Below are 16033 nucleotides of genomic sequence, written 5' to 3'. Positions count from 1 at the left end.
TCCCCCTCCCCTTGCGGGAGAGGGCGGCCCGCCCAGCGGGTCGGGTGAGGGGTCGAAAAACGCAAACGCCGCGACCGGCCTTTCGGCTGGCCGCGGCGTTTCTATTTGTGCAACCCCTCATCCGTCAGCCTCCGGCTGACACCTTCTCCCGCAAGGGGAGAAGGTTGCTCCTACCCCTCCGCCTCACCCTTGCCGCGCTTGCAGTGCTTGAGGATGACCTTGTCGATCCGCGAGCCGTCCATGTCGACGATCTCCAGGTCGAAGGCTCCGATCTCCAGGTGCTCGCCCTCGGACGGGATGCGGCCCAGGCGGTCCAGGATCAGGCCGGCCACGGTGTGGTAGCCGCCGTCGGCCTCGAAGTTCTCGCCCAGGTGATCGTTCAGCTCCTGGATGTCCAGGCGGGCGTCGATCAGCCATGAGCCGTCCTCGCGGCGGATGAAGCGCTTCTCGTCGTCCTCGTGGTCCTCGGGGAAGTCGCCGGCGATCATTTCCAGCAGGTCCAGGGGCGTGATCGCGCCCTGCAGCGAGCCGAACTCGTCGACGACCAGGGCCATGTGCAGGCTGGTCTGCTTGAAGAGCTGCAGGGCCTTGAGCAGCGACATGGTCTCGGGGATGGCCACGGGCTGCTGCACGTGGGCCTTCAGGTCCAGGGGATCGCCCGACAGGCAGGCGTCCAGCAGGTCCTTCTTGAGGACAACGCCGATGTCGCCGTCCAGGTCGCCTTCGGTGGCCACCAGGATGCGCGAGTGGGCGCTGGCGCGGATCTCGGAGAGGACGGTTTCGGGCGTGTCGGCCAGCGAGACCCAGAAGAGGTCGCGGCGCGGGGTCATGGCCACGCGCACCGGACGGTCGCCCAGGCGCAGCACCTCGTTGATCATCGCCCGCTCCTCGGGCTCGATCAGGCCAGCGTCGGCGCCTTCGGCCAGGACGGCTTCCACCTCCTCGCTGGTGACGCCGTTGTTGCGCTCGTCACGCACACCCAAGAGCTTCAGCACGGCGGCCGTGGAGACCGTCAGCAGGGTCACGAACGGGCGCAGCACCAGGGCCACGATCGCCAGGAACGGGGCCATCTTGCGGGCGATGACGTCCGGGAACATCAAAGCGAGGCGCTTGGGCACCAGCTCGCCGACGATCACCGACACATAGGTCAGGCCGACGACGACGACGCCGGTGGCGATGGCCTCGGAATATTTGGCAAGCGCCGGGACGCTGGTCTCCAGCCAAGTGTCCAGCGCGCCGGCGATGGTGGCCTGGCCGTAGGCGCCGGCGAAGATGCCGATCAGGGTGATGCCGACCTGCACGGCCGACAGGAACCGCGTCGGATGCTCGGCCATGTCGAGGGCCAGCTTGGCGCCCTTGTCCCCCCGCTCCGCCAGCCCTTGCAGGCGAGCCTTGCGGGCCGAGACGACGGCCAGTTCGGACATGGAAAAGACCCCGTTCAGCAGAACGAGGAGAAAGACGACGGCGAGCGCGACGAGAATCATGGCCCTTCAGGGTCAGGGACGCGGGCCCAGACGGCGACCGCGGCGGGGCTTGGGGAGCGGCCCGGCGGGTTCACTATACAAAGAAAAACGCCGTGGCCCATAGGACCACGGCGTTCGTCACAATTTGAAGCCTTTCAGATCGCCGATTAGGCGGCCGGACACTAAGCGGCAGGACGGGGCATCGTGGTCTTCTTGGCGACCACGTCCTTCTGGGCCTGGTGCTGACCGGGGGGCAGCGGGATCAGGCCACGGCCCTGCAGATAGCCGCCACGGCCCGTCGCGGCGTCCGAGGTGAACTCCTTCAGGAAATCCTCCAGCCCCGGGGTCACGCCGATATTGGCCTTCTTCACGTAGATGAAGAGGGTGCGCGACAGCGGGTACGAGCCGTCCGAGATGGTCTGGGCCGAGGGCTTCACGCCGTTGACGGTCGCGCCCTTGATCTTGTCCATGTTCTCTTCGAGGTACGACCAACCGAAGACGCCGACCGAGCCCGGGGTCTTGGTCAGCGTGCCGACGATGGCGTTGTCGTTCTCGCCGGCGTCGATCCAGCCGTCGTTACGCAGCGGGTCGACCAGGCCCTTGAACTTCTTCTCGTTGTCCGAGCGGATAGCGTCCAGGGTCGGATACTTGCGGGCGCCGGCCTCGATGGCCAGTTCGACGAAGGCGTCGCGGGTGCCCGAGGTCGGCGGCGGGCCGTAGACCTGGATGCGGTTGCCCGGCAGGCCGCCGGCGACGTCGTCCCAGTTCTTGTTCGGATTGGCGATGAACTGGCCGTTCTTCAGGACCGTCTTGGAGAGACCCATGTACAGGTTCTCGGTCTTGAAGTTGTAGTCGGCGCCATCCTTGTCGGTGGCCACCACGATGCCGTCGAAGCCGATCTTGATGGCGATGATGTCCTTGACGCCCTTGCTGGCGCAGGCGTCGAACTCGGCCTTCTTCATCGGGCGCGAGGCGTTGGCGATGTCGGGGAAGCCTTCACCGGCGCCCGAGCAGAACAGCTTGATGCCGCCGCCGGTGCCCAGGCTTTCGACCTTCGGGGCCTTCTTGCCCGACTTCTTGGCGAAGTTCTCGGCGGTGCGGGTGGCGAACGGGAACACGGTCGAGGAGCCGGCGGCCCAGACATAGTCGCGGGCGGCATGGGCGGGGACGGCGGCCAGGCCCGACAGGGCGACGGCGGCGGCCGCGCAGGACAGGAGCTTCTTCATGGTCAGTTCCTAAGGGCAAAAGAGGGATCGGGCGGGCCGCTGTCGGACCGCCCGAAGAACTTGGCGTGTCCTAGAAGTCCAGCTGGGCGCGCAGCTGGAACTGCTTGATGTCGTAGTCCTGGTTCAGGCCGATATTGTCCGACTTGCCGTCGGTGTAGTTGGCCTGGAAGCGGACGTAGGACGTCGGGTAGTAGTTCAGGCCCAGGGTCCAGCCCGTGTATTTGCCGGCCTGCGACGCAGCCGGCTTGACGTTGAGGGTGTCGTAGGCGTCGCCCAGGTCGGCATAGTCGTAGCGAAGCGCCAGCTCGACGCCGCCGAAGCCGCCGGCCGTGACCGGGTTCAGGATCTTGGGACGCTTGATCTCGCCGGCGGCGGGATCGTAGTTGCGCATCTCGCCGGTCGGCCAGAACGACACGAAGGCGTAGCCCACCTTGACCTTGGGATCCTTGCCGATGGCGGCGCCGCCGACGCGGGTCACGTCGATGTTCGAATATTCGCCCTGAACCGAGAACGGGCCGTGGATGTACATGGCCTCGGCGGCCAGGGTCTTGTCGCGGTTGCCGATGGCGCCGGTGGTGTAGAAGGTCGTGCCGTTCGTATAGGCGGTCGTCGTGCGGCCGGTATAGGCGAAGGCGCTTTCGTCCCCGCGATTGCGATAGCGGTACGACAGGGCGACGTGCAGCTTGTCGGTGTCCGTGTTGATCGGCGCGAAGTGGCCGCGCGCGGTCAGGCCGAAACGCTCCTTACTGTCGGCGCCGGCATTGGCGACGTCGGCGGTGTTGATGCTGTTGCCTTGAACAGCAAATGTGGCCGAGTAGTTGAAGCCCTGATACTTGGCGACCGCGCTCAGCAGATAGGTGTCGATGCCGAAGTCACCGTACGGACCACGGTCCATGAAGGTGATGAAGCGGGTCGAGGTCAGGTTTTCCAGGCCGGCGGCCTTGATGTTCCCGAACAATAGCGAGACCTGTTCGTTGGGCTTGTACTCGATGACGACATCGTCCCACGAGGCCGCGCCGCCGTTCACCCAGCCGCCCTCGGCCTTGTAGGCGAAGTAGTTGTTCAGCTTGCCTTCGACGCCCAGGAACACCTGGCGACCGCGCCAGTTGCTGGTCTTGAAGTCGCCGCCGGGACCATCGCGGGTCACGTCCTGGTTGACGTAGTCCACCAGAATCCGACCACGGAACTTGAACATGACGTCGTCGTTGCTGAACTGCGGCGCGCCGGCCCAGCGATACGACATGTCCTGGGCTTGGGCCGCGACGCCCAGGCCAAGGGCCAGCACAACGCCCAGCGCCGAACCGGCGACCAGCGAGGTCTTGCTGCTCATTTGAGTATCCCCTTGAGTGCCCCTGCCTCTCTCACCCGTGCTGGGCGGGATCAGGATGCCTGCGGGATAACGGCGGTACGTGACAGTTCGGCCACAAATTCGTGACGGCCAAACGACACGTGTTTTCAACCGGTTAATCTGTGTCGTTCCAGCAACAAGACCATTGCCAAACGTCACGAAGAAAATCCGTCTACCGACGAGTGCCGGACGCTTTACTCAAGAGTCGGAAGGGCGGCTCACCGAGCCGCCCTTCGTCAGATAGTCCTAGTACTTCACGCGCAGTTCGATGCCGTAGGTGCGCGGCGGATTGAAGTTCGCATAGTCGCCGATCGTGCCGCGGTTGGCGGCCGAGATGCGGTAGATGTGCGATTCATTCAGCAGGTTGCGCGACCACAGCGACAGGCTGGCCGAGCCGGCGTCGCCCATGGCGATGTCGGCCAGGGTCAGGTTGCCGTTGACGATGAAGCTGCTGTCGCCCTTCACGGCCACGTTCTTGACCAGCTTGCCGGTCGGCGAGACGTCGGCGAACTCGGTCTGGAACGAGTACTGGGCGTCGGCGTAGTTGGCGTCCAGGTGAGCCTTGAACGTCATCGAGCCGACCGGCTGCTTGAAGTCGACATAGGCCGAGGCGGCGTTCGGCGGCGTGTAGACCACGTTGACCGGGAACGGCGTGCCTTGCGGGACGTCGGCGTTGCCGGTGAACGGGAACGGCGCGGCCGGGACCTTCACGTCGGTGTAGGCGTACGAGACGCCGACCACGATCTGGTCGGTCACCTGGGCGGTCAGGTCCGCTTCGAAGCCGCGGATCTTCGAGGTGCCCGGCGCATTGCGGGTTTCCTCGGTGTGCGCGCCTTGGGTCGGGCTGCCGGGGGTGGTGTCGACGTTGTCGAAGTCGATCTGGGTGCCGTCGCGGTTCATGGCGTAGGCGGCCAGGTTCAGACGGACGCGGTTGTCCAGGAAGTCCATCTTGGCGCCGACTTCGTACGCCTTGACCTTTTCTGCGTCGAACGACTGGAAGGTCTGCGAGCGGTCGTTGGCGCCGCCGGCGCGGTAGCCGGTCGAGAACTTGGCGTACAGGTTGATGCCTTCAGCGGCGTCATAGGCCAGGTTCACCAGCGGGTCGAAGCGGCCTTTGTCGTAGGTGAAGGTGAAGTTCGTGGCCTTGCCGTTGACGATGTAGAGCGTGCCGTCGCGCTTGTCCTTGGTGTAGCGACCGCCGACCGTCAGGTGCAGCTTTTCCATCGTCGCCGGGGTGTAGGTGCCCTGGCCGTAGATGGCGTAGCTCTCGGCGTCGGCTTCCGAAGCGCGCGTCAGGAAGCGCGTGCCGCGCTCCCAGCCGGCGGTGCCGGCGGCGGCCTTCGACGTGCCGGCAGAGTTGCGGATCGTGTAGGCGCTGCCGTCGGCATTCCACTGATTGGTGAACGGCGTGGCGGCCGATTCCTTGGCGTGTTCCTTGAAGTAGTACAGGCCGGCGACGTATTCGAAGTTGGCGCCGAAGTCGCCGACAGCCTGGAATTCCTGGCTGTACTGGTTCTGGTACAGGTCCGACAGGCTGTAGCGGCCGAACGTGGCGTTCGGGGCGAAGACGTTACGGGCTTCGACGCCCGAGTTGTCCCACTGGTTCGTGCCGACGGCGCGGGCCGCGGTGATCGAGCGCAGCTGCAGGTTCGGCGAGACGTTGTACTTCAGCGTCATCATGGCGCCGCCGGTCTCGTCGACGCTGGGCTGCTGGATGGTGCCGATGTCCGAGACCTTCTGGCGCTCGGTGTGGACCTTCATCAGCGGGGCCAGCGGGTTGATCGTGCCGGCCGGGGCGCTGGCGGCGGCGGTGGCTTCAGCCAGGGTGCGGACGCGCTTGCCATAGGGGTTGTAGCTGACCAGCTGGCTGAAGAACGGGGTGTTCTCGTCCTTCGAGTAGTCGACGGCGATCAGGGCGCTGAACTTGTCGTTCGGCTTGTACTGAGCCTGGATGCGGCCGCCCTTGCGGTCGTACTGGTTCCAGCCGGCTTGGCCCGCCATCGGGTTCTTGATGGTCGGATCCTGGTGTTGCAGCAGGCCGTCGACCTTGATCGACAGGCCGTTGAATTCCTGGAAGTCCTGGTGCAGCTCGGCGGTGTAGGCGCCGTAGTTGCCGACGCCGGCGACGATGCGGCCCCCCGCCACGCCCGACGGGGCCTTCGAGACGATGCTGACCGCGCCGCCTTCGGTGTTACGGCCGAACAGCGTGCCTTGCGGGCCGCGCAGCACTTCGACGCGCTCCAGGTCCAGCAGGGCGACGTTCAAGCCCTGCTGACGGCCCAGATAGACGCCGTCGATATAGACGCCGACGCCCTGGTCGCGAGCGGTCTGGTTGGCGTCGAACGGGACGATACCGCGGATGCCGACCGTCAGGGCCGACTGGCGGGCTTCGAAGGTGGCGACGCGCAGCGAGGGGATGGCGCCGTCCATCAGGCTGATCAGGCTCTCGGCGTGGCGCTCGGCCATGGCCGTGGCGCTCAGCACCGACACCGCGATCGGAGTCGTCTGCAGGTTGGTCTCACGCTTGGTAGCGGTGATGACGACCTGCTCCAGGGCCGTGCCGTCATCGGCCGGGGCCGCGTCGGCGGCATAGGCGCTCTGGGCCATCGCCATCATGAGAACGGAGACCGCCGCTCCACCGAAATAGTTCCGCATAGGAAACACCCCTGTTTTGGTTGGCCGGGGGGATAGTCCCTATGCAGTGATGGTTCAGTGACGCCTCTGTGTATGTTTTAAGACGTGATAAATTTACGGCATTTGCGAGAGGCGAACAGTATCCGTTCGAATTCGCCCATAGCGAGAGCCGATGATGGAAATGCTCTCGCGCCGAAGTTGGACGCCAAGGCCACATTAAATCCCCATTTCCGGATAACCCCGTTCTTCATTACATGTAAGAACCTGAAACCCATGAACTTTGCCTCCCACATCTTTGTTGCAGGATTGCAATCAGGCATGGCGCATGCCCACCGCCAGCGCGCCGCGAATAGGGGCCAGAAACACGACGGGCGCGCCGACGATCGGTCGGCGCGCCCGGGCTTTTTCGGATGGGTTCGGATCTTTGCCCGCCCCCATTTCGGGGCGACTACAGCAGTCGCGTACGGATGATCTGTGACAGCAGGTCGATCAGCGACACGGCCACCACGATGACCAGCACGATGCAGCCGGTCTGGTCGTACTGGAATGCATTGACGCTATCGAGCAGCACCTGGCCGACGCCGCCGGCCCCGATCAGGCCCAGCACCGTCGCGGCGCGGCTGGACGACTCGAAGCGGTAGAGCGCGTAGCTGGTCCACAGCGGGGCCACCTGCGGGATCACGCCCCAGACGATCTCCTGCAGCTTCACCGCTCCGGTGGCGCGCACGCCCTCGACCGGACCCTTGTCGATCGACTCGACGGCCTCGGCGAACAGCTTGGCCAGCACGCCGCCGGTGTTGAACATGAGAGCCATGACGCCGGCGAACGGACCCAGGCCCACGGCGGTGATGAAGATCAGCGCCACCACCAGGTCGGGAATCGAGCGGATCAGGTCCAGCACCCGGCGCACCGGCTGCTGGATCCACACCGGCGTGATGTTGCCCGCGCCCAAGAGGCCCAGCGGGATGGCGACGATGATGGCCAGGAAGGTGCCCCACAGCGCCATCTGGATCGTCTGCCACATCTTGCCGATGTACAGGCTCCAGTCGGCGGCCATGAAGGCCTGGGGATCGGTGAACGGCGAGAAGAAGCCTCGCGCGAACTCCTGCATCCGCCCCGCCTCGGTGAACAGCTGCGGGAACTTGTCGATCTCGGCCGGCTTGAAGCTGACGATCAGCAGCATGGCCACGCCGCCCCAGATCAGGGCGTCGAAGGCCATGGCCGTCGTGGAGCGCTTGGGCGCGGCCGGAATGGTCTCGCTCATGAAGGGCCTCAGTTGGCCGCCGGCGCCGTCGGCACGGCGCCCGCCTTGCCCTCGGCGGCGACGCGCTCGGCCTTGATGCCGTCCAGGTTCTTCTGAGCCGCGGCGATCTTGGCTTGGTCGCCACTTTCCTTGGCCAGGCCCAGCTGCTCCAGGGCTTCCATTTCGCGCACGACCAGCAGGTGGCTGTTGTCGGCCGGCTTGAAGCCGCCCATCGACAGCTTCTCCAGGTTGGCGCGCTGCTGCGCGGCCTCCGGCGTATCGCCCTGGCCGTAGGTCAGGAAGAACTGGCGCAGCTTTTCCTTCACGACCGGATCCAGGTCCTTGCGCCAGACGATCGGGTCTTCCGGCAGGGTCGGCGATTCCCAGATCACCTTGACCTTGGCGGACTTGTTGTCGGCGCGCTCGGCATTGAGGCGCAGGGCCGTGGAGTTGTTGGTCGAGGCGTCCAGCTTGTGGTTGCCCACGGCCGCCAGGTTGGCGTCATGGCTGGCGCTGAGCACGGTCTTGAAGCAGTTCTCGGGCTTCACGCCGGCTGGGATGAACACATAGGTCATCGGCGCCAGGGTGCCCGAGGTCGACTTCTTGTCACCGATGCCGAAGTTCAAGGTCTTGTCGCACTTCAGCAGGCCTTCCAGGGTCAGCTTGCTGTCGGCCGGGACGATGATCACCGACTTGTAGCCGTCGGTGCCCGACGGGTCGAAGGTGCGGGCGAAGACCTCGCCGCCCGAACGGCGCACGGCTTCCAGGCCCGACTGGTTCGAGAACCAGCCCAGGTCGGTTTGCTTGGCGCCCATGGCCACGATCAGCGACGAGTAGTTGGACGAGAAGAACGGCTTCACCTTGAGGCCGGTCTGCTTTTCCATGTCGGCCAGGATGGGCTTCCAGTAGCTCTCCATGTTCTGGGCCGACTCGGTCGACAGGATCGAGAACACGACCGTGTCCTTGGGCCCCGCCGTGGTCTCGGACTTCTGGCCGCACGAGGCTAGGGCCAGGGCCGAAAGGCCAATAACCGAAAAACGGGCGGCGATGGCGATGGCCGAGCGACGGCTGATCATTGCGGGGCTCCTTCCCAGAACACGTCCTCGAATTCCGGGCCGTAGATATCGATGAGTTTGTCGCGCTTCAGGCCGGCGGCGGGGCCGTCATAGACCTTCTGGCCGGCCTTCAGGGCCACGACGCGGTCGCAGTAGCGCAAGGCGTAGTCGACCTGGTGCAGGGTGACGACGACGGTCAGGCCGTCGGTCTTGTTGAGATCGCGCAGGATCTCCATGACCTTGCGGGCCGAGACCGGATCCAGCGAGGCCACCGGCTCGTCGGCCAGGATGATCTTGGCCTTCTGGACCAGGGCGCGGGCGATGGCGCCGCGCTGCTGCTGGCCGCCCGACAGGGTGTTGGCGCGCTGGGCGGCGTAGTCGGCCACGCCGACGCGGGCCAGGGCCGCCATGGCCGCCTCCCGGGTTTCCCTCGGCCAGCGGCCGAACAGCCCAGACAAGAAGGGAATCCGGCCCAGCGAACCCAGGGCGACATTGCTGAACAACGACAGCCGGCCGACCAGGTTGAACTGCTGAGCAATGAAGCCGATGCGGATGCGCGCCTTGCGCACATCGTTCGACACCTTGCCCTTGGCCTGCACGGGGCCGCCGAAAGCGGTAATGACGCCGTCTCCCTCATCAATGGTCTGCAGACCATCGATCGAGCGCAGAAGCGTGGATTTCCCGGAGCCCGAGGGGCCGATGAGCGCGATCATCTCGCCCCGAGCAACGTCGAGGGAGACTTGGTCCAGCGCTCGCCTCGACCCGAAGGTCTTGGACGCTGCGCGGATCGAGAGAACTGGGTCCGACGTCATGGTCGGGGCGAATCCTTAACGTGGTTTCGGTGCTTGGGAAATGCGATCTCCGGTTTGGGGAAGGTTCGCAATGGATTTGTGACAACCCATGGGCCAATTCGCCCCAAACCGGGGCTGCAAAAGGGTCTTTACATCCCGAAGCAATGACCCTATTTCGCTCGCTCCGGCGGACCCGAAGTCCTCTAAAACGCTGCTAACGCCGGCCTGGGTTTAACTTCCAACAGGGGGTTACGTGAATTGCGCACGTACCAATCTCCCCTGGACCTGGTCCGTGAGCGGTCACCGGAACGTCCCGTCGCACTCGTGCGGCCCGACGCGGTTTCCGTAGCTGCGCGCTGGTTCCAGTCCGAATTCAAGGGCGACGTCTTCTATGCGGTGAAGGCCAATCCTTCGCCGTGGGTGATCCGCGAGTTGGCTGAAGCCGGCGTCCGGTCGTTCGACGTCGCATCGCTGAACGAGATCGAGACGGTGGCCGAACACGCCCCGGGCTCGCGCATGGCCTTCATGCACCCGGTCAAGAGCCGCAAGGCGATCTCGGCCGCGTACTTCGACCACGGCGTGAAGACCTTCTCGTTCGACACCCACGAAGAGCTGGCCAAGATCCTGGACGCCACCGGCCAGGCCAAGGACCTCAACCTGATCGTCCGCATGGGCGTGCAGGCCGAGGGCGCGGCCTACAGCCTGTCGGGCAAGTTCGGCGTCGAGGCCCACAACGCCCCCGCCCTGCTGCTGGCCGCGCGTCGCGCCACCCAGGACCTGATGGGCGTGTCCTTCCACGTCGGCAGCCAGTGCATGCGTCCGACGGCGTTCCAGGCGGCGATGGCCCAGGCCAGCCGCGCCCTGGTCCGCGCCGGCGTGCTGGCCGATGTCGTCGACGTCGGCGGCGGCTTCCCGTCGATCTATCCGGGCATGGTCCCGCCGGACCTCTCCGAGTACCTGGCCGCCATCGACCGCGGCTTCGCCGAGATGATGGTCCACGAGACCACCGAACTCTGGTGCGAACCGGGCCGCGCCCTGGTCGCCGAGGCCTCGTCGTTGCTGGTCAAGGTCGAGTTGAAGAAGGGCGACGCGCTGTATCTGAACGACGGGTCGTACGGCTCGCTGTTCGACGCCGCGCACATGAAGTGGCCCTTCCCGGTCAAGCTGTACCGCAAGAACGGCGAAGTCGTGGAAGAGGGCCTCAAGCCCTTCCGCTTCTACGGCCCGACCTGCGACAGCGTCGACCACATGCCCGGCCCGTTCTACCTGCCGGAAAGCGTCGACGAGGGCGACTACATCGAGATCGGCATGCTGGGCGCCTATGGCGTCGCGATGTCGACCCGCTTCAACGGCTTTGGCGAGACCGACACCGCGCAGGTGCAGGACGCGCCGATGGCCTCGATGTACGGCCTGGCCAAGCGCTCGATCCCGGCGGTCCGCCAGGAGAACGAAGAGCGCAAGATCGTCCGCTTCTCGCGCCCCAAGGGCGCGGCCGGCAAGCGCAAGCGCCGTCGCTAAACCGACGTGGTTCGTCAGTAGACAGTTTTTGAGTTAAACCGCGCGCCGCGCCCGACGTTATGAGACGTCGGGTGCGGTTCGTATTTTCAAAGCTTCCGTCGGTCGCTCCGTCCCGGCGAAGGCTTCTTGTTCCAACGACGGGCGTCCAAAGTCAGGGAAACCGAAGCAATGAACGCTCCCGTTCCGAACAACCAAAAGGCCGAACTGCTGCAGAAGGTCGTCGAGCACGTCGACATCGCCAGCTATGACGCCCGCCCGATCATCGACTCGATGCGCAAGATGTCGTTCAGCTCGCGCGACACGGCCCGCGCCGCCGACATCTTCAACATGGCCCTGGCCGACAAGGGCTGCTCGACCTGGCTGATCCTGGCCGGTTCGACCTCGGCTGGCGGCTGCATGCACGTGTACCGCGACATGGTGAAGAACGGCATGATCGACGCCGTGGTCGCCACCGGCGCCAGCATTGTCGACATGGACTTCTTCGAAGCCCTCGGCTTCAAGCACTATCAGGCCGCCGGCCCGGTCGACGACAACGTCCTGCGCGACAACTACATCGACCGCATCTACGACACCTATATCGACGAAGAAGAGCTGCAGGCCTGCGACCACACGATCCTGGAGATCTGCAACAAGCTGGAGCCCCGCGGCTATTCCTCGCGCGAGTTCATCTGGGAGATGGGCAAGTGGCTGGCGGAAGGCAACGCCAAGAAGGAAGGCTCGCTGATCCAGACCTGCTACGAAGAAGGCGTGCCGATCTTCTGCCCGGCCTTCGTCGACAGCTCGGCCGGTTTCGGCCTGGTCAAGCACCAGAAGGAAAAGATCGCCGAGAAGAAGCCCTACCTGATGATCGACGCGGTCGCCGACTTCCGTGAGCTGACGGACGTCAAGATCGCGGCCGGCACCACGGGCCTGTTCATGGTCGGCGGCGGCGTTCCCAAGAACTTCGCCCAGGACACCGTCGTCTGCGCCGAGATCCTCGGCGTCGAGGCCGACATGCACAAGTACGCCATCCAGATCACGGTCGCCGACGTGCGCGACGGCGCCTGCTCGTCGTCGACGCTGAAGGAAGCCGCCTCGTGGGGCAAGGTCTCGACCACCTACGAACAGATGGTCTTCGCCGAAGCCACCACCGTCGTCCCGCTGATCGCCTCGGACGCCTACTGGCGCAAGGCCTGGGAAGGCCGCGAGAAGCCGCGTTGGAACAAGCTGTTCGGCAAGTAAGCTTGAACGACTCTCTCTGAAAATGCAGGGTCCCCGGAGTTTCTCCGGGGGCCTTTTTCATATGCGCGTTCTGGCCCTTGTCGCGGTCCTGTCTCTCGCCGGTTGCGCCACGCTGAGCAGCGACGCCGCCAGCCCGAACCGTTACCTCGCCAAGGGCGTCTATGACGCGCGCGACCACCTGGGACCGCCGCCGGCCAAGAGCTCTCCGGAAGCCGAGAAGGACCGCCAGATCTTCCGCGCCACCCGCGCGCTCGAGGGCACGCCGCGCTGGTCCCTGGCCCAGGCTGACAATGTCGAGGAGAACGTCATGGACGGCTTCTCCTGCGCGCTGGGCTTCACCCCGACCAAGGAGAGCAATCCCAAGCTGGCCGCGATGCTGCTGCGGGTCAGCGGCGACGTGCGCTCGGCGGTTTCGGGTCCGAAGATGAAATACATGCGCGCCCGTCCGTTCCGGTCGGAAAAGGGCGCTCTGTGCATCAAGCCGGGCCTGGGCTTCTCGCTGTCGCCCGACTATCCCTCCGGCCACGCGACCTGGGGCTGGACCGTCGGCCTGATCCTGGCCGAGGCCGCTCCCGACCGCGCCGAGGCGATCCTGGCCCGGGCCCGCGGCTTTGGCGAAAGCCGCATCGTCTGCGGCGTGCACAACGCCAGCTCGGTCGAGGCCGGTAAGCGCAACGCCGAGAACCTGTTCGCCGCTCTCTGGGCCTCGGACGCCTTCAAGGCCGACCTGGCTGGCGTCCGCGCCGAGTTGGACGCGGCCCGCGCCAAGGGCACGCCACCCGATCCGGCCCGCTGCACGGCCCAGGCCAACCTGATCGGTGCGCCGCTGCTTTAGCCTTCCGAACCGTACGGAGTTGCGAACATGTTTGCGGGCCTCTACCTCTAGGGCATGGCCCACGACGCGACCGCTTGCGGACACGATCACCACAATCACGGCGTCGCTGGCGCCGCGCTCGCCGCTGAACTGGACGCGGCCGAGGCTCGCTGCTCGGCTGCCGAGCAGCGCCTGACCGCCCCGCGCCGCCGCGTGCTGGAGCTGCTGCTGGAAGCCGGCCAGCCGGTGAAGGCCTATGACCTGATCTCGACCTTCGGGGGCGACGGCCCGCCGGCCAAGCCGCCGACCGTCTATCGCGCCCTCGACTTCCTGGAGAAGCAGGGTTTCGCCCACCGGATCGAGAGCCTCAACGCCTATGTCGCCTGCCGCAAGGAGGCCGACGGCCACGCCGCCGCCTTCCTGATCTGCGACTGCTGCGGCGCGACCCGCGAGATCGAGCCCCGGGCCAGCGCCGAGATCATCGCCGCCGGCGCCGCCGCCGGCTACGCCCTGACCAGCGTGACGATCGAGGCCCACGGCCTCTGCAGCGATTGCCGGGGCGGCTGAGCGGAACCTCCCCTCTGTCCCCCGGTTCTCTTCGGACGAGGAGATCGACATGGCGCAGCAACCCAACACCGACGGTCGCGAAAAGAACGAGGCCGAACCGCTGGGCGACTTCACGGCCTTGGGCGGCAAGGACAAGGTCCAGAAGACGGGTGAGGAATCGCGCAAGCGGGCCGGCCCGGATGGTGGCGACGCCAAGGAGATCGGCGACACCTTCAAGCGCTGACGCGATTGCGAAGCTCGCGCGAACACCGCTAGGCTCGAACAGACGTTCACCGCTGCTCGAGACGCCGCATGACCGCTGAAGCCTTCCCCGGCGTTGAGATCTGGCGCGGTGGCGTCAACACCTGGGACTGCGACGAGATGGGGCACATGAACGTGCGCCACTACGTCGTGCGGGCCATGGAGGGTCTGATCGGCATGGCCGCCGAGCTGGGTCTGGCCAACGCGTTCTCGCCCCACGCCAACGCCACGTTGCTGGTCAAGGAACACCACATCCGCTTCCTGCGCGAGGCCCACGCCGGCGCGCCGCTCACCATGCTGGGCGGGGTGATCGAGATGGGCGAGACGGATGCGAAGATCCTGCAGCTGCTGATCCATCCGGCCTCGGGCGAGCTGGCGGCGACCTTCCAGACCACCGTCGTCCACGCCACCCCGCGCGACGGCCAGCCCTTCCCCTGGCCCAGGGTCGCGCGCGAGCGCGGCGAGGCCCTGAAGGTTGAGGTTCCGGAGAAGGCCAGAGCGCGCAGCATCGACCTCGGTGCCTTCGAGCCCACCGCCAGCCTGGACCGCGCCGACCAGCTGAACCTCTCCCGCATCGGCCTGGGCGGTCTCTTGCCGTCCGATTGCGATGTGTACGGACGGATGCGCGCCGAGCAGTTCATCGGCCGGGTCTCGGACGGCATCGGCGCCTTCATCCACCCGTTCCGCGACGTCGTGGTCGAGCACGCCGAGCACAAGCCGGCCCGCGTGGGGGGCGCGGTCCTGGAGTACCGCATCGCCTACCTGGCCTGGCCCCGCGCTGGCGACCGCGTCGACATCCGTTCCGGCCTGATGGGCACGGACGCGCGAACGATGCGGGTGGTTCACTGGATGCTGGACCCGGCGACCGGCGAGCCCTGGGGCACGTCCGAAGCTGTGGCCATCACCTTCGATTTGGACGCGCGGAAGGTGGTGCCGGTGTCGGACGCGGCACGGGCGGCGTTGAGCCGACACGAGGTGGAGGGGTTGGCGCTCTAAGCCGTCGCCATGTCGAACAGCACGTCCCGCACCACGTCGGGTCGTTCCATCGGCAGGAAGTGGCTGGTCCCGTCGACCACCTCGATCACCACGTCCTTGCCGCGTCGCGCGAAACCGTCGCCGGCCCGGCAGGTGGAGTGCTTCTCGGCCTTGAGGATCCGCACCGGAGCCTTGACCTGACGCACCGCGCGCCACGGGTCGTGGGCCTGGGCGGCGTAGTTGGAGGCTTCCCACGCCGGGGTGCAGGCCAGCTCGACCTTGCCGTCGTCGCGCTCGTGGAAGCCGCCGGCGACGTAGTCGGCCAGCATGGTCTCGGGCCAGGTCTTGAAGGCCCCGCGACCCTTGTAGCCGGCGAACACCTGCTCGCGGGTGTCGAACACCGCCCGCCGGCGCAGGGCCGACTGGACCAGCGGCATGTGCCGCCACAGGCGACCAGAGGTCCACGGCGCCCTGGCATAGAGGGTGGCCAGCCAGGGCATGATCACCGGGTCGAGCAGAACCAGGCCCTTCACGCGATCCGGGCGCTCGGCGGCCGCCAGCAGGCTGACCGTGCCGCCCATCGAGTGGCCGGCCAGCACCAGCGGCGGGCCGTCCAGGGCGTCCAGCAGGCCGGTGAGGTCGTCCTTCAGGTCGCGCCACGAGCGACGACCGTCGGGATTGGCCGGCAGGGTCGTCTCGCCGTGACCGCGCAGGTCAATGGCCAGGATTCGCAGGCCCGCCGCCAGGGGCGACAGCAACACGCGATAGGTCTGGGCGTTGAAGCCGTTGGCGTGGACGAAGACGACGTCGATCGGCCGGTCCGTCGGCCCAAACTCCAGGGCCGCGATCTCGCCACCGGCTACCGCCACGGCGCGCTTGCGAGGTTCGCGAAAGACGGCCGCGTCCATCGGCGTGGCTCCCAAAGAGTTATCAGGCTT

Annotated in this window: 14 protein-coding genes; 6 read left to right on the top strand and 8 right to left on the bottom strand. The window is 66.3% G+C overall.

What is annotated here, in order from left to right:
• Nucleotides 1–170: 170 nt before the first annotated feature.
• From J7528_RS06120 to phnC, 7 genes are all read right to left on the bottom strand, one after another.
• Nucleotides 171–1484, bottom strand: coding sequence for a hemolysin family protein (locus J7528_RS06120; protein ID WP_291872055.1), 1314 nt, complete (start codon nt 1482–1484; stop codon nt 171–173).
• A 161-nt stretch (nt 1485–1645) separates the two neighbouring features.
• Nucleotides 1646–2689: a substrate-binding domain-containing protein gene (locus J7528_RS06115; protein ID WP_291872054.1), complete on the bottom strand. Its 1044-nt coding sequence runs from the start codon at nt 2687–2689 to the stop codon at nt 1646–1648.
• A 70-nt stretch (nt 2690–2759) separates the two neighbouring features.
• A complete protein-coding gene (locus tag J7528_RS06110) occupies nt 2760–4019 on the bottom strand; it encodes a porin (RefSeq protein WP_291872053.1) in 1260 nt (419 codons plus the stop codon).
• 264 nt (nt 4020–4283) lie between these two features.
• Nucleotides 4284–6692: a TonB-dependent receptor gene (locus J7528_RS06105; protein ID WP_291872052.1), complete on the bottom strand. Its 2409-nt coding sequence runs from the start codon at nt 6690–6692 to the stop codon at nt 4284–4286.
• A 427-nt stretch (nt 6693–7119) separates the two neighbouring features.
• Nucleotides 7120–7935, bottom strand: a complete 816-nt coding sequence (phnE, locus tag J7528_RS06100; RefSeq protein ID WP_291872051.1) for a phosphonate ABC transporter, permease protein PhnE — start codon at nt 7933–7935, stop codon at nt 7120–7122.
• An 8-nt stretch (nt 7936–7943) separates the two neighbouring features.
• On the bottom strand, nt 7944–8990 hold the full coding sequence (gene phnD, locus J7528_RS06095) for a phosphate/phosphite/phosphonate ABC transporter substrate-binding protein (protein ID WP_291872050.1): 1047 nt from the start codon (nt 8988–8990) through the stop codon (nt 7944–7946).
• Nucleotides 8987–9781 (bottom strand): phosphonate ABC transporter ATP-binding protein, encoded by a 795-nt coding sequence (phnC, locus tag J7528_RS06090; protein WP_291872049.1) that lies wholly within the window; start codon nt 9779–9781, stop codon nt 8987–8989. The genes phnD and phnC overlap by 4 nt, the downstream gene beginning before the upstream one ends.
• 237 nt (nt 9782–10018) lie before the next feature.
• Between phnC and J7528_RS06085 the strand changes: the two genes are divergently transcribed.
• The 6 genes from J7528_RS06085 (at nt 10019) to J7528_RS06060 (ending at nt 15116) form a co-directional block, all read left to right on the top strand.
• A complete protein-coding gene (locus tag J7528_RS06085) occupies nt 10019–11278 on the top strand; it encodes a type III PLP-dependent enzyme (RefSeq protein ID WP_291872048.1) in 1260 nt (419 codons plus the stop codon).
• Between the two features lie 126 nt (nt 11279–11404).
• Nucleotides 11405–12499, top strand: coding sequence for a deoxyhypusine synthase (locus J7528_RS06080; RefSeq protein ID WP_291872047.1), 1095 nt, complete (start codon nt 11405–11407; stop codon nt 12497–12499).
• Between the two features lie 61 nt (nt 12500–12560).
• Nucleotides 12561–13334 carry a phosphatase PAP2 family protein gene (locus J7528_RS06075; RefSeq protein ID WP_291872046.1) on the top strand — a complete coding sequence of 258 codons (774 nt, stop codon included), beginning with the start codon at nt 12561–12563 and terminating at the stop codon, nt 13332–13334.
• A 54-nt stretch (nt 13335–13388) separates the two neighbouring features.
• On the top strand, nt 13389–13880 hold the full coding sequence (locus J7528_RS06070; RefSeq protein ID WP_291872045.1) for a Fur family transcriptional regulator: 492 nt from the start codon (nt 13389–13391) through the stop codon (nt 13878–13880).
• A gap of 49 nt (nt 13881–13929) precedes the next feature.
• Nucleotides 13930–14103, top strand: coding sequence for a hypothetical protein (locus J7528_RS06065; protein ID WP_291872044.1), 174 nt, complete (start codon nt 13930–13932; stop codon nt 14101–14103).
• A gap of 68 nt (nt 14104–14171) precedes the next feature.
• Complete coding sequence (locus tag J7528_RS06060) at nt 14172–15116, top strand: thioesterase family protein (RefSeq protein WP_291872043.1); 945 nt, start codon at nt 14172–14174, stop codon at nt 15114–15116.
• On the opposite strand, the gene J7528_RS06055 is transcribed toward J7528_RS06060, so the two are convergent.
• Nucleotides 15113–16003 carry an alpha/beta hydrolase gene (locus J7528_RS06055; RefSeq protein WP_291872042.1) on the bottom strand — a complete coding sequence of 297 codons (891 nt, stop codon included), beginning with the start codon at nt 16001–16003 and terminating at the stop codon, nt 15113–15115. The genes J7528_RS06060 and J7528_RS06055 overlap by 4 nt on opposite strands.
• Between the last annotated feature and the right edge of the window lie 30 nt (nt 16004–16033).

The organism is Caulobacter sp. (assembly GCF_017744445.1).
Classification (GTDB): Bacteria; Pseudomonadota; Alphaproteobacteria; order Caulobacterales; family Caulobacteraceae; genus Caulobacter.
This window is presented reverse-complemented; position numbering and strand designations above follow the sequence as displayed.